Raw genomic sequence first — 13,517 nt, forward strand, 5'->3', positions numbered from 1 at the left:
TTGTAATAACTCGTCTAAAACCAGCTATTTACCAATAATGGCAGGTCTACCTGGATTCGAACCAGGGAATGGCGGCATCAAAAGCCGCTGCCTTACCGCTTGGCGATAGACCTGCAGAGATGATTGCTCATCTGAATAATGGTGCGGAAGGAGAGACTTGAACTCTCACACCTTGCGGCGCCAGAACCTAAATCTGGTGCGTCTACCAATTTCGCCACTTCCGCATCTTAATCTGTAGATTAATTGAATTCAGCGTTCAACTAATTGTTGTAATAACTCGTCTAAAACCAGCTATTTACCAATAATGGCAGGTCTACCTGGATTCGAACCAGGGAATGGCGGCATCAAAAGCCGCTGCCTTACCGCTTGGCGATAGACCTGCAGAGATGATTGCTCATCTGAATAATGGTGCGGAAGGAGAGACTTGAACTCTCACACCTTGCGGCGCCAGAACCTAAATCTGGTGCGTCTACCAATTTCGCCACTTCCGCAACTTAATCTGTAGATTAACTGAATATTGGTCTTCAATTAATCGTTGTAGTGATCTGTCATTTAAACAAAACACTCTAAATAATGGCAGGTCTACCTCGAAGTCGAAACAGGGAGAATAGATGGGGCATCGAAGCCTTACTACCCACTATCTTAATTGTAATGGCAGGTCTACCTCGAAGTCGCAACAGGGAGAGTAGATGGGGCATCGAAGCCTTACTACCCACTATCTTAATTGTAATGGCAGGTCTACCTCGAAGTCGAAACAGGGAGAATAGATGGAGCATCGAAGCCTTACTAACCACTATCTTAATTGTAATGGCAGGTCTACCTGGATTCGAACCAGGGAATGGCGGCATCAAAAGCCGCTGCCTTACCGCTTGGCGATAGACCTGCAGAGATGATTACTCATCTTAAATAATGGTGCGGAAAGAGAGACTTGAACTCTCACACCTTGCGGCGCCAGAACCTAAATCTGGTGCGTCTACCAATTTCGCCATTTCCGCATAACTTTTAAGATATCGAGAAATATGGTGCGGAAGGAGAGACTTGAACTCTCACACCTTGCGGCGCCAGAACCTAAATCTGGTGCGTCTACCAATTTCGCCATTTCCGCATTATTTCCTAAAGACTCTTGAAACTGTTGTTTCAAAAAAGCACTTAGGAAATGGTGGCTACGACGGGATTCGAACCTGTGACCCCATCATTATGAGTGATGTGCTCTAACCAGCTGAGCTACGTAGCCAACAATAAATAATGGTGCGGAAGGAGAGACTTGAACTCTCACACCTTGCGGCGCCAGAACCTAAATCTGGTGCGTCTACCAATTTCGCCACTTCCGCATCTTAATCTGTAGATTAACCGAATATTGGTCTTCAGCTAATCGTTGTAGTGATCTGTTATTTAAAACAAAGCACTTTAAATAGTGGCAGGTCTACCTCGAAGTCGAAACAGGGAGAATAGATGGGGCATCGAAGCCTTACTAACCACTATCTTAATTGTAATGGCAGGTCTACCTGGATTCGAACCAGGGAATGGCGGCATCAAAAGCCGCTGCCTTACCGCTTGGCGATAGACCTGCAGAGATGATTGCTCATCTGAATAATGGTGCGGAAAGAGAGACTTGAACTCTCACACCTTGCGGCGCCAGAACCTAAATCTGGTGCGTCTACCAATTTCGCCATTTCCGCAAAACTTTTAAGATATCGAGAAATATGGTGCGGAAGGAGAGACTTGAACTCTCACACCTTGCGGCGCCAGAACCTAAATCTGGTGCGTCTACCAATTTCGCCACTTCCGCATCTCGGATATCTAAAGTCACTTGCTTATGCAAACAACTAGAATAAGTGGTGGCTACGACGGGATTCGAACCTGTGACCCCATCATTATGAGTGATGTGCTCTAACCAGCTGAGCTACGTAGCCATCATTTTTGAGCGAGACAATATAATATAAACTCGCTACGAGTTCCAATAAATTTTCAAATACTGAAACTATTAAATAGTGGCAGGTCTACCTTGAGCCGAAGCTGGGGAATAGACAGAGGTATTAAAAACCACACTAACCGCTATTTTGAGTGTAATGGCAGGTCTACCTGGATTCGAACCAGGGAATGGCGGCATCAAAAGCCGCTGCCTTACCGCTTGGCGATAGACCTACAGCGATGATTTCTCATCTAAATAATGGTGCGGAAGGAGAGACTTGAACTCTCACACCTTGCGGCGCCAGAACCTAAATCTGGTGCGTCTACCAATTTCGCCACTTCCGCATTATTTCCTAAAGGCTCTTTAATGAAAGCACTTAGGAAATGGTGGCTACGACGGGATTCGAACCTGTGACCCCATCATTATGAGTGATGTGCTCTAACCAGCTGAGCTACGTAGCCATTACCAATTTTCGTTCTCAGAACTAAGTTGCCTTATTGCTGAGAACGGTGCGCATTATGCGGATCTGCTTTCAGAGCGTCAACAGTTTTTTTGAATAAATCGCCTGAAACGCATCGTTCGACTTTTTTTTAAACAAAGAGGCGTGTTTGTGATCAAAAAGTGCTAACAAAACAACAGATTTATTACTTTTGCATAGTGGCAAATTTTCATGTTTTTTTACTTTGAAAGTACCGAAGAAAAGAAAAAGCCAACCGAGTGGTTGGCTTTTATTCAATTCTGTCTGATGCAGGTTAAACGTTGAAACGGAAGTGAACAACATCGCCATCTTTAACGATGTAATCTTTACCTTCTAGTCGCCATTTACCAGCTTCTTTCGCACCGCTTTCACCGTTAAATTGGATAAAATCGTCATAACCGACAACTTCAGCGCGAATGAAACCTTTTTCAAAGTCAGTGTGAATTTTACCCGCTGCTTTTGGCGCTGTTGCACCAATTGGAATTGTCCAAGCACGAACTTCTTTAACACCAGCAGTGAAGTAAGTGTGTAGTTCTAGAAGCTCGTAACCAGCACGAATCACGCGGTTCAGACCCGGTTCTTCGATACCCATATCTGCTAGGAATTCTTCGCGCTCATCATCTTCAAGCTCAGAAAGCTCAGATTCAATAGCGGCACATACAGGAACAACAACGTTGTTCTCTTTTGCTGCGAACTCACGAACGAGATCCAAGTATGGGTTATTTTCGAAACCATCTTCAGCAACGTTAGCAATGTACATGGTTGGCTTTAAGGTTAAGAAGTTCAAGTAGCCAATTGCAGCCAATTCTTCTTTAGAAAGCTCAACAGTACGAGCAGAGCCACCTTCAGTTAATACTGGTAACAATTTTTCAAGTACTACGAGTTCGAACTTAGCGTCTTTGTCGCCACCTTTCGCTTTCTTTGCGTTACGTTGAATAGCACGTTCACAAGAATCAAGGTCAGCCATTGCCAATTCTAAGTTGATCACTTCGATGTCTTCGATAGGTGATACTTTACCTGCTACGTGTACGATGTTTTCGTTCTCAAAACAACGAACAACGTGACCGATCGCGTCAGTTTCACGGATGTTAGCTAGGAATTTGTTACCTAGACCTTCACCACGAGAAGCACCAGCAACCAGACCTGCGATATCCACGAATTCCATTGTTGTTGGAAGAACTCGCTCAGGATTTACGATTTTCGCTAGTGCGTCTAGACGAAGATCTGGAACCGGTACAACACCAGTGTTTGGTTCGATGGTACAAAACGGGAAGTTTGCCGCTTCGATACCTGCTTTTGTAAGAGCATTGAAAAGTGTTGATTTACCAACGTTAGGTAGACCAACAATGCCACATTTAAAACCCATGTCTGTAACCTTATTCAGCTTTGAACGTGTGTAAGCGATTTTGCGCTTTCGTTAGGCCATCTTTTAACAAGATGTCGAGGCAACGAACCGATTCATCGACGGTTGCATCTAATTGCTCCTGCTCTTTTGCAGGGGCTTTTCCTAACACATAGCCTGCGACTTTATCTTTGTGTCCTGGATGACCAATGCCAATCCGCAGACGGTAAAATTCTTTATTGTTGCCCAGTTTGCTAATAGTGTCTTTCAGACCATTGTGACCGCCATGACCACCGCCTTTCTTGAACTTAGCAACCCCTGGAGGGAGATCCAGTTCATCGTGTGCCACCATGATCTCTTCAGGTTGAATTTGGTAGAACTTCGCAAGAGCTGCAACGGACTTACCGGATAAATTCATGAAAGTGGTTGGGATCAGCAAACGTAAATCTTCGCCATTGACCACAATACGGCCAGTCAAGCCGAAGTATTTAGACTCATTTTTCAACGTAATATTGTGAATACGAGCTAGTTCTTCGACGACCCATGCACCGGCATTGTGTCGAGTTCTAGAATATTCTGGGCCAGGATTCGCCAGACCGACAAGTAATTTAATAGGTTGACTCAAAGCTAGGATCCCTTAGGAAACGAAAAAGCGCGGTATGATAGCACAAAAAATCCCTTTGGCGCGAGGCTCAAAGGGATTCGTGAAATTCGCTTTTCATTGAAGGCAATGAATGCATTTTTTGCCTAGCGCATTCTAACTACATTAGTTTGTTGCTTCTGTTTCATCTCAGCAAAACTGATCACAAAAGGTTCTGCTTGTTTTACATCATGAGGTAATGACGCTATTGCGCTGCGAGCTTCATCTTTGCTAGCAAAGTCACCTGCGGTGACTGCGTACCATTGTGTACCAAGACTGGTTTTCCAGTTAACCCAAACAGGGTGCGTTGGGTCAATGTTACGTATGTACTCTTTGATGTCTTTTTCTTGTTTTAATGCAAGCACTTGAACGGTGTAATGGTTTGGGTTCATGTAGCCGTAGGCATCTTCTGAAGACATCACTCCAACACATTGTGCAGGACTTTCTGGTTGCGAACCCAATGGTGTACAACCCATTAATGTCATTGCCAATACTACAGATACAATCTTATACACCTTCGACTTCACGTTCTTTACTAACCCCGCTTTCACTAAGCAACTTATCAATGAGCAACAAGAAAGAGTCTCGTTACTTTCGGAAGCAACAGAAGCTACTGGCAAAACTGGAGTACATCAACCCTAAACCTAGAGTCTATAAGCAGTTTCGGATTTGACCTATATAAGAAAGAATGGAAGTACTGTAAGTGTGCGGCTTTATCTCACACTGCGAATTTGAGAGTGGAAATGTATGAATAGGTATTCGAATGGAAAGATAAAAAAAGCGCTTCGTTTATGAAGCGCTTTTTATAGACAATCATTTCAATGCTTAGTTGAACATTGCTGAGATAGATTCTTCGTTGCTAATACGACGAATCGCTTCTGCTAGCATTGTAGATAGAGTCAACTGAGTCACTTTACCTGTTGCTGCCATTTCTTTAGACAGAGTAATTGAGTCAGTGATGATAACTTGGTCAAGAACAGAGTTCTTAATGTTTTTCGCTGCGTTACCTGAGAATACTGCGTGAGTTGCGTAAGCGAATACACGCTTAGCGCCACGATTTTTCAGAGCTTCGGCTGCTTTACATAGTGTGCCACCTGTATCGATCATATCGTCTACGATCACACAGTCACGACCTTCAACATCACCAATTAGATTCATTACTTCAGAAACGTTAGCGCGTGGACGACGTTTATCGACGATTGCGATATCGATATCACCCAGAGCTTTAGCCGTTGCACGTGCACGAACTACGCCGCCTAGGTCAGGAGATACAACCACTGGCTCTTCTAGACCACGAGCTTTCATATCTTCAAGAAGAACTGGAGTACCGAAGATGTTGTCTACTGGTACATCGAAGAAACCTTGAATTTGTTCTGCGTGCAGGTCGATAGTAAGAACGCGGTCAACACCAACGTTAGAAAGGAAGTCTGCAACAACTTTTGCAGTGATTGGCACACGAGCAGAACGCACACGGCGATCCTGACGAGCATAACCAAAATAAGGAATAACAGCAGTAATACGGCCTGCTGAAGCACGACGCATAGCATCAATCATTACAACGAGTTCCATTAGGTTGTCGTTGGTTGGCTTACAAGTAGATTGGATGATAAATACGTCGCTACCACGAACATTTTCATTGATTTGTACTGCAACTTCTCCATCAGAGAAACGTGAAACAGTAGCATCTCCAAGAGAAATGTATAGACGATCAGCAATACGTTGTGCTAGTTCGGGTGTGGCATTACCAGCAAATAGCTTCATATCAGGCACGGTGGAAACCTCGGGGTTGCGTCCAGTTTTTAAATAGATTGGGATTGGCTGTTTGGTATTCAGCCAGTGTCTCTTTAAGCGGAGAAACATTTCGCCCTTGGGCGATAAACGCTGAGACGGTGTCAGGGAGTTCGGACAGAATATTTTTTGCATCGTTTTCGTTTAGAAATTCAGCAAAAACGCACGATCCTGTACCGGTCAATCTTGACGGCGCGTATTGTAGCAGCCAAGAAAGTTGCTTATCAACCTCTGGATACAGCATTCGGACAATTTTTTCGCAATCGTTTTCGTATTGAGTGTCAAGAAGCGTTAATAGCTCTCGCTTTGGCGTATTTCTGGTCAATTCGGGATGGCAAAAAATATCTTTCGTTGCGATGCTGACATTCGGTCGTACTACTAAATACCATTTTTCGTCTGCTTCAACAGGCGTTAACTCTTCGCCGACACCTTCAGCAAAAGCGGCAAAGCCACGGATAAACACCGGTACATCGGCTCCCAGAGCTAAGCCTATTTCTGCGAGTTCGTCATCACTGAGGTTGGTTTGCCATAAAAAATTCAAGGCGACTAACACGGTCGCTGCATTTGAAGAGCCACCACCGATGCCTCCGCCCATTGGCAAAATCTTATTTAATTCAATATCGGCACCTAAAGTACAACCAGTTTTCTGTTGCAACGCGGTTGCCGCTTTCCAAATCAGGTTGTCTTCTGTTTTTACGCCTTCCAGTTCAGGAGTAAGGACGATTTTACCGCTTTCGTTGGCGGTGATGCTGATGTCATCACCATAGTTGAGAAACTGAAAGAGTGTTTGTAGTTCGTGGTAGCCGTTATCACGTTGGCCAGTGATGTAGAGAAATAGATTTAACTTTGCAGGAGATGGCCAAACCGTTTTGCCAAAAATCATGGGGTAAGTATCCATTTAGAGATAACAAGTTTTATTGACGTTTGTTGCTGAGTGAGCTGCATTCTATCGGGCAAAGGAATAATACCGTTCTGCCAATTGAATTCTTTATATCGAGTGTAATCGACATGCCAGTTTTGTCGACCCGAAGCCTTGTCCAGAGAAGCTAATGTATTGCTTTCATTAAGCTTAAAATGATCGGCTTTTGTTGGTAGCCCGAGTACCCAGCCCTGAAGATCGTCGATGGGAATATCCAGCCCAGTAAGCTGGTAAATTAATACTTGGCCGTTGGCGGCGTTGAATGTTTGGTCATCATAAGTTTCTACTATGGCACCCTTGGTATCCATAGAAAGGCTCAATACAGTCTGACCAAGAAAATTAGTCAAACGAAGCTGACTCTTATTCGGTGACTTTTGCCATTGAAAATTTAAGGTTTCACGCTGCTCTGGTGAGATGTAGCCGATCTTGCCGATAACTTGATAGGTTTGAATTTGCTGTAGTTTTTGTTGGTGAGCTTGCCACTCTACATCAACAATAGGTTCAGGGGTTGAACTACATCCAAACAGAATCAGCAAAAAGCTCAAGATGAGGAAAATACGTGGTTTTATCATCATAATTGCTCGTTATTTGTCCGGCAAAGTGAGTGAAACTGGCGTTACTATATCATTGATATCACGAAGTCGGGAAAACAAATCCTCGTTGCTCTTTCAATCACAAGGGGCATAAAGTAAAATTCTGCCCCTAATTCATTTCTTACCAGAGAATCCTCGATAGATGTCCTTGCTTGCTATTGGTATCAATCACAATACAGCTTCGGTTGAGTTACGAGAGAAAGTGGCTTTCGGCCCAGACAAGTTGTCTGAGGCGCTTGGCCAGTTGTCAACTGACTCACACGTGAACGGGAGTGTCATACTGTCGACGTGTAACCGTACTGAAATCTATTGTGATGTTAAATCATCAAGTAAGAACAAACTTATCGAATGGTTGACCCAGTTTCATAACGTCAGCCCTGAAGATTTGAAACCCAGTCTATATGTTCATGAAGACCAGGCGGCGATTCGACACCTGATGCGAGTGTCTTGTGGTCTGGATTCGCTGGTATTGGGTGAACCGCAGATTCTTGGGCAAGTAAAACAAGCATATGCGGACTCTCGCAAAAGCAATGCCGTTGATTCTTCACTCGATAAATGGTTTCAGAAAGCATTTTCGGTAGCTAAACGTGTTCGTACTGAAACTGAAATTGGTGGCAGTGCGGTGTCGGTGGCTTACGCCGCTTGTACTCTTGCAAAACACATTTTTGAATCACTGTCGGATGCTACAGTACTGCTTGTCGGTGCGGGTGAGACCATTGAGCTAGTGGCAAAACATCTGGCCAGTCACAACTGCAAACGCATTATTGTGGCTAACCGAACCCGTGAACGTGCAATGAGCTTAGCGGAAGAATTTAATGCAGAAGTGATTGCATTGAATGAAATACCGGATCATCTCCATTTCGCTGATATCGTTATCAGTTCAACGGCCAGTCCTCTACCTATAATTGGTAAAGGAATGGTAGAAAGCGCTCTGAAAAAACGCCGCCATCAGCCTATGCTGTTTGTGGATATCGCGGTACCACGCGATATCGAATCGCAAGTGGGTGATCTTAATGATGCCTATCTGTATTCAGTGGATGATTTGCAGTCCATCGTGGATAGCAATATTGAGCAGCGCAAAGTAGAAGCGATTCAGGCGGAAGCGATTGTTAGCGAAGAAAGCGCTGCTTTCATGAGCTGGATGCGTTCACTGCAAGCGGTAGACAGCATTCGAGACTACCGTAAAGCGGCAAACGATATCCGTGAAGAGCTGTTGTCCAAAAGCTTACAAGCTCTTGCTGCGGGCGGAGATCCAGAAAAACTCTTGGTTGAGCTGAGTAATAAGCTCACCAATAAACTTATTCATACCCCAACACGAGCGATGCAAAGCGCTGCGGAGTTAGGTGAACCGGCAAAACTTGCCATTATCAGACAAAGCTTGGGTCTTGAAGACTCACAGTAATCTGTAACTCTGAATTTAAAGAAGAAATTATGAACTCGTCGATTTTAGTGAAGCTTGAATCTCTTGTTGAACGCTATGAAGAGGTTCAACACCTGCTGGGTGACCCAACAGTTATTGGAGATCAAGATAAATTCCGTACTCTGTCTAAAGAGTACTCTCAGCTTGAAGAGATCACTAAGTGTTTCCAAGCCTATCAGCAGGCTCAAGAAGACTTGATTGCCGCTGAAGAGATGACCAAAGAAGATGACGCAGAAATGCGTGAAATGGCTCAGGAAGAGATGAAAGAAGCAAAAGCGGCAATCGAGCGTCTTACTGACGAGCTGCAAATTCTTCTGCTACCAAAAGATCCAAACGACGACCGTAACTGCTTCCTAGAAATTCGTGCTGGTGCAGGTGGTGATGAAGCGGGTATCTTCGCTGGTGACCTGTTCCGTATGTACAGCCGTTATGCCGAGAAAAGAGGTTGGCGTATCGAAGTCATGTCTTCAAATGAAGCTGAACATGGCGGCTACAAAGAGATGATCGCAAAAGTAAACGGTGAAGGTGCATACGGCGTATTGAAGTTTGAGTCAGGCGGCCACCGTGTACAACGAGTTCCAGCAACGGAATCACAAGGTCGTGTTCATACGTCTGCATGTACAGTCGCGGTAATGGCTGAAGTACCAGAAGCAGAAATTCCGGAAATCAAAGCCAGCGACCTGAAAATTGATACCTTCCGTTCATCGGGCGCGGGTGGTCAGCACGTAAACACCACGGATTCAGCAATCCGTATTACTCACTTACCTACTGGTACAGTGGTAGAGTGTCAGGACGAGCGTTCACAGCACAAGAACAAAGCAAAAGCGATGGCAGTACTGGCAGCTCGTATTGCTCAGGCTGAAATGGCTAAACGTGCGGCTGAAGTTTCAGATACACGTCGTAACCTATTAGGTTCTGGCGACCGTAGTGACCGTATCCGTACTTACAACTACCCACAAGGCCGCGTCTCTGATCACCGTATTAACTTAACGGTTTACCGTTTAAGTGAAGTCATGGAAGGTGATCTACAAGCGCTGATCGATCCTGTACTACAAGAGCATCAAGCTGATCAGCTAGCAGCACTTTCAGAGCAAAACTAATCAATGTTGCTAACCATTGAGGCCGCGTTAAAAGCGGCAGCAGAGCAATTGATCGAGAGCGGCAGTGATTCGCCGTCTCTCGATGCAAACGTGTTACTTTGCCATATCTTAGACAAGCCACGTTCCTACCTTCTTACATGGCCAGATAAAAATCTCGACGCTCAACAGCAGAGCCAGTTTGACGCACTGATTGAACGCCGAAAATCCGGTGAGCCTGTTGCTTATATTATTGGCGAACGCGAGTTTTGGTCACTGCCACTCAAAGTGTCACCTTCGACATTGATTCCAAGACCCGATACCGAAAGGCTGGTGGAACTTGCATTAGACAAAGCAATGCTTATCGACGGTGATATCTTGGATTTGGGAACGGGAACGGGTGCGATTGCGTTGGCTCTGGCTTCAGAACTTCCACAACGCAAAGTGTATGGCATTGATTTACGTGAAGAAGCTTGGCAGCTTGCAAGCGAAAATGCCCAACGTTTAGGTATTACAAATGCATCGTTTTGGAACGGAAGCTGGTTTACTCCTGTGCCATCGGGTACAAAGTTTGCTTTAGTCGTTTCAAACCCGCCATATATTGAAGAAAACGATCCTCATTTAGTGCTTGGCGATGTGCGTTTTGAACCGAAAAGTGCTTTGGTCGCTCAAGATAACGGGTTAGCGGATATAAAGACCATCAGCGAAAATGCTCGTGAATATTTGTTAAGTGAAGGTTGGTTGCTGTTTGAACATGGCTACGACCAAGGATCGGCAGTAAGAGAAATTTTACAAGGTTTCGGCTATAGCAATGTGGAAACACAAAAGGATTATGCTGGTAATGATCGTGTTACCTTAGGTCAATATCGAATAGAAGCTAATATCGAATAAAAACGATCTCGAATAGAAAAGTCATATCAGGCGTAAAGAGGATAAAGATGTACGAAGGTTTAAAACATTTCCATATGCTGACAATTGCGATCAGTGCACTGTTGCTGTCAGTACGCTATGTATTGCTGATGATGAATTCTAAGCATCTGCAGAATAAGTTTCTGAAAATCACACCACACGTTGTGGATACTTTCTTATTGTTATCTGGCGTCGGTTTAATCTTTATTACCGGTTTTATTCCATTTACTGCAGCAGCACCTTGGATGACAGAAAAACTGACCTGCGTTCTTGCTTATATCGCGTTAGGTTTCTTCACCCTTAAGTTTGCACGTAATAACTTACTGCGTACCTTTGCTTTTTTCGGTGCATTAGGCTGGTTAGGTATGGCAGGTAAAATCGCAGTAACAAAAATGCCAGTACTTTTCGGCTAATCATTAATTTAGCCAGAACAATCCCAGTTAGCGAACAAAGAGTAGTTACATGCTTGACTTATTTGATGAAGATTTTGATGAGATGGAACTGGTTGAGGGTGCGTTAGTCCTCAATAAAGCCATCGATCCAGAAACTCAAGTAGAATGGGCTGAGCAAGAGTTAAGCCGTCTACTAAACGAAGCTGAAGTCAGATTAGCGGATAAAGAAGAAGCGAAAGAGCGCTTCGAAGATTTCTTGCACTTGTTTTATAAAGAGTGGGGATTCATCGGCGATCGCGACGCTTATTATGACTCCGACAATGCTTTTATTGACAAAGTATTAGAGAGACGCAAAGGCGTACCTGTGAGTTTAGGCGCATTGCTTCTGTACTTCGGCCGTAAACTTGGTTTTCCACTGCAAGGCATCACCTTTCCTACGCAATTTTTATTGCAGGTGAACTGGCCTGACGAAGCGAATCATTACTTGAACCCGTTCACGGGAGAGTATGTTTCAAATCATACTTTGCAAGCGTGGTTGATTGGTATGAAAGGCCCTCTGGCTCAATTGAAGTCAGAGGATCTCAAAGTGACCGATCATCCAACGATTATTGGCCGCTGGCTTGCATTGCTAAAAAGTGCCTTATTGCGAGAAGAGAGATACACTCTTGCTCTAAGATGTACCGATTTAGCCCTGACTTTTGTTCCGGATGATCCATACGAAATCCGTGATAGAGGCTATATTTATCAGCAATTAGATTGTCATCAGGTGGCAATGTCTGATTATCAGTTCTTTATTGATAATTGCCCTGATGATCCAGCAGCAGAATTATTAAAAACTCAAATGCATGCACTCAGTCATAGTACTGTGACTTTGCATTAATCAATAAAGAGACAAAACATGGAACAAAAAATCGTTCACGTTGGCGATATCCCTGTCGCAAACGACAAACCGTTCACCTTGTTTGCAGGTATGAATGTGCTGGAATCTCGCGATATGGCAATGCAAATCTGCGAACACTACGTAAAAGTGACAGACAAGCTGGGTATCCCTTATGTGTTTAAGGCTTCGTTTGACAAAGCAAACCGCAGCTCAGTGCACTCTTACCGTGGTCCTGGTCTTGAAGAAGGCATGAAAATTTTCCAAGAGCTGAAAGATACTTTTGGTGTAAAAATTATCACTGACGTACACACAGAAGCGCAAGCTCAGCCTGTTGCTGATGTGGTTGACGTGATTCAGTTACCTGCTTTCCTTGCTCGTCAAACTGACCTTGTTGAAGCAATGGCAAAAACGGGCGCAGTAATCAACGTGAAGAAACCTCAATTCATGAGCCCTGGTCAAGTGGGTAACATCGTTGAGAAATTCGCAGAATGTGGCAACGACAAAATAATTCTATGTGAGCGCGGTTCTTGCCACGGTTATGACAACTTAGTTGTCGATATGCTTGGTTTTGGCGTGATGAAAAAGGTGTCAAACGGCAGCCCAATCATCTTTGATGTTACTCACTCGCTACAAATGCGTGATCCATCTGGCGCTGCTTCTGGCGGTCGTCGTGAGCAGACTGTTGAACTGGCTAAAGCTGGTTTGGCAACAGGCATCGCAGGCCTGTTTATTGAAGCGCATCCAAACCCAGAAAAAGCACGCTGTGATGGCCCTTCTGCACTACCACTTGATAAGCTTGAACCGTTCTTGGTACAGATGAAAGCTTTGGACGATTTAGTGAAAAGTTTCCAGCATATCGACATTCGTTAATTCAATGAATTTATGTGTAAAAAAAGCCACCTTAGGGTGGCTTTTTTGTGCCTGTCGCACAGTAAACAAAACGTTGGGCAAACGATTTCATTCACAAATTCATCTTACTAAACTAAGAAAAAGTAAAAAAAATGGCTTCAATAAACTAATTTTACTTTTTAACTCAATAAGCCACTAAATTTTTTGACGTTTATGTTGTGATCTATTAGACATAAATATGAAATAACTCTGTCACTTGTACGAAGTTATTTTAAGGTTAGATCTATTTTTATAGGTCAATCCCCAGTTAACTCAACAG

At 44.0% G+C, this 13,517-nt stretch carries 12 protein-coding genes and 16 tRNA genes; 6 read left to right on the plus strand and 22 right to left on the minus strand.

Annotation, left to right across the window (positions count from 1 at the left end; all coding sequences use genetic code 11):
* Positions 1–38: 38 nt before the first annotated feature.
* The 22 genes from HUO09_RS01345 to lolB form a co-directional block, all read right to left on the minus strand.
* Positions 39–113: transfer RNA gene (locus tag HUO09_RS01345), tRNA-Gln, on the minus strand.
* Positions 114–139: 26 nt separating this feature from the next.
* Positions 140–224: transfer RNA gene (locus HUO09_RS01350), tRNA-Leu, on the minus strand.
* 81 nt (positions 225–305) lie between these two features.
* A tRNA-Gln gene (locus HUO09_RS01355) sits at positions 306–380 on the minus strand.
* A 26-nt stretch (positions 381–406) separates the two neighbouring features.
* Positions 407–491: transfer RNA gene (locus HUO09_RS01360), tRNA-Leu, on the minus strand.
* Positions 492–808: 317 nt separating this feature from the next.
* Positions 809–883, minus strand: a tRNA-Gln gene (locus HUO09_RS01365).
* A 27-nt stretch (positions 884–910) separates the two neighbouring features.
* Positions 911–995: transfer RNA gene (locus HUO09_RS01370), tRNA-Leu, on the minus strand.
* A gap of 25 nt (positions 996–1,020) precedes the next feature.
* Positions 1,021–1,105 (minus strand) — tRNA-Leu (locus tag HUO09_RS01375).
* 52 nt (positions 1,106–1,157) lie between these two features.
* Positions 1,158–1,234, minus strand: a tRNA-Met gene (locus HUO09_RS01380).
* A 12-nt stretch (positions 1,235–1,246) separates the two neighbouring features.
* Positions 1,247–1,331, minus strand: a tRNA-Leu gene (locus tag HUO09_RS01385).
* 162 nt (positions 1,332–1,493) lie between these two features.
* Positions 1,494–1,568, minus strand: a tRNA-Gln gene (locus HUO09_RS01390).
* A 26-nt stretch (positions 1,569–1,594) separates the two neighbouring features.
* Positions 1,595–1,679: transfer RNA gene (locus HUO09_RS01395), tRNA-Leu, on the minus strand.
* Between the two features lie 25 nt (positions 1,680–1,704).
* Positions 1,705–1,789: transfer RNA gene (locus HUO09_RS01400), tRNA-Leu, on the minus strand.
* A gap of 47 nt (positions 1,790–1,836) precedes the next feature.
* Positions 1,837–1,913: transfer RNA gene (locus HUO09_RS01405), tRNA-Met, on the minus strand.
* A 157-nt stretch (positions 1,914–2,070) separates the two neighbouring features.
* Positions 2,071–2,145 (minus strand) — tRNA-Gln (locus HUO09_RS01410).
* A gap of 26 nt (positions 2,146–2,171) precedes the next feature.
* Positions 2,172–2,256 (minus strand) — tRNA-Leu (locus tag HUO09_RS01415).
* A gap of 40 nt (positions 2,257–2,296) precedes the next feature.
* Positions 2,297–2,373, minus strand: a tRNA-Met gene (locus tag HUO09_RS01420).
* Between the two features lie 291 nt (positions 2,374–2,664).
* Positions 2,665–3,756, minus strand: coding sequence for a redox-regulated ATPase YchF (gene ychF / locus HUO09_RS01425; protein WP_188232761.1), 1,092 nt, complete (start codon positions 3,754–3,756; stop codon positions 2,665–2,667).
* Positions 3,757–3,766: 10 nt separating this feature from the next.
* Complete coding sequence (gene pth, locus HUO09_RS01430) at positions 3,767–4,357, minus strand: aminoacyl-tRNA hydrolase (protein ID WP_167412408.1); 591 nt, start codon at positions 4,355–4,357, stop codon at positions 3,767–3,769.
* A 122-nt stretch (positions 4,358–4,479) separates the two neighbouring features.
* Entirely contained in the window at positions 4,480–4,887 is a 408-nt protein-coding gene (locus HUO09_RS01435; protein WP_167412407.1) for an SPOR domain-containing protein, read from the minus strand.
* Positions 4,888–5,197: 310 nt separating this feature from the next.
* Positions 5,198–6,142 carry a ribose-phosphate pyrophosphokinase gene (locus HUO09_RS01440; protein ID WP_167412406.1) on the minus strand — a complete coding sequence of 315 codons (945 nt, stop codon included), beginning with the start codon at positions 6,140–6,142 and terminating at the stop codon, positions 5,198–5,200.
* Complete coding sequence (gene ispE / locus HUO09_RS01445) at positions 6,135–7,043, minus strand: 4-(cytidine 5'-diphospho)-2-C-methyl-D-erythritol kinase (protein ID WP_373563675.1); 909 nt, start codon at positions 7,041–7,043, stop codon at positions 6,135–6,137. Before ispE ends, HUO09_RS01440 begins: the two co-directional genes overlap by 8 nt.
* Positions 7,040–7,654 (minus strand): lipoprotein insertase outer membrane protein LolB, encoded by a 615-nt coding sequence (lolB, locus tag HUO09_RS01450; protein ID WP_188232762.1) that lies wholly within the window; start codon positions 7,652–7,654, stop codon positions 7,040–7,042. The genes ispE and lolB overlap by 4 nt, the downstream gene beginning before the upstream one ends.
* Before the next feature lie 160 nt (positions 7,655–7,814).
* Between lolB and hemA the strand changes: the two genes are divergently transcribed.
* From hemA to kdsA, 6 genes are read left to right on the plus strand one after another with little or no spacing between them, the layout of a single operon-like run.
* Entirely contained in the window at positions 7,815–9,074 is a 1,260-nt protein-coding gene (gene hemA, locus HUO09_RS01455) for a glutamyl-tRNA reductase (protein ID WP_167412403.1), read from the plus strand.
* 29 nt (positions 9,075–9,103) lie between these two features.
* Positions 9,104–10,192: a peptide chain release factor 1 gene (gene prfA, locus HUO09_RS01460; protein ID WP_167412402.1), complete on the plus strand. Its 1,089-nt coding sequence runs from the start codon at positions 9,104–9,106 to the stop codon at positions 10,190–10,192.
* Between the two features lie 3 nt (positions 10,193–10,195).
* Positions 10,196–11,059, plus strand: a complete 864-nt coding sequence (gene prmC, locus HUO09_RS01465; protein WP_167412401.1) for a peptide chain release factor N(5)-glutamine methyltransferase — start codon at positions 10,196–10,198, stop codon at positions 11,057–11,059.
* A gap of 47 nt (positions 11,060–11,106) precedes the next feature.
* Positions 11,107–11,490 (plus strand): SirB2 family protein, encoded by a 384-nt coding sequence (locus HUO09_RS01470; RefSeq protein ID WP_167412400.1) that lies wholly within the window; start codon positions 11,107–11,109, stop codon positions 11,488–11,490.
* 49 nt (positions 11,491–11,539) lie between these two features.
* Positions 11,540–12,349, plus strand: a complete 810-nt coding sequence (locus HUO09_RS01475; RefSeq protein ID WP_188232763.1) for a SirB1 family protein — start codon at positions 11,540–11,542, stop codon at positions 12,347–12,349.
* An 18-nt stretch (positions 12,350–12,367) separates the two neighbouring features.
* Positions 12,368–13,219, plus strand: coding sequence for a 3-deoxy-8-phosphooctulonate synthase (kdsA, locus tag HUO09_RS01480; protein WP_167412398.1), 852 nt, complete (start codon positions 12,368–12,370; stop codon positions 13,217–13,219).
* The last annotated feature ends 298 nt before the right edge of the window (positions 13,220–13,517 follow it).

Origin of the sequence: Vibrio sp. Y2-5, assembly GCF_014596725.1 — a bacterium.
In the GTDB taxonomy this organism is placed as follows: domain Bacteria; phylum Pseudomonadota; class Gammaproteobacteria; order Enterobacterales; family Vibrionaceae; genus Vibrio.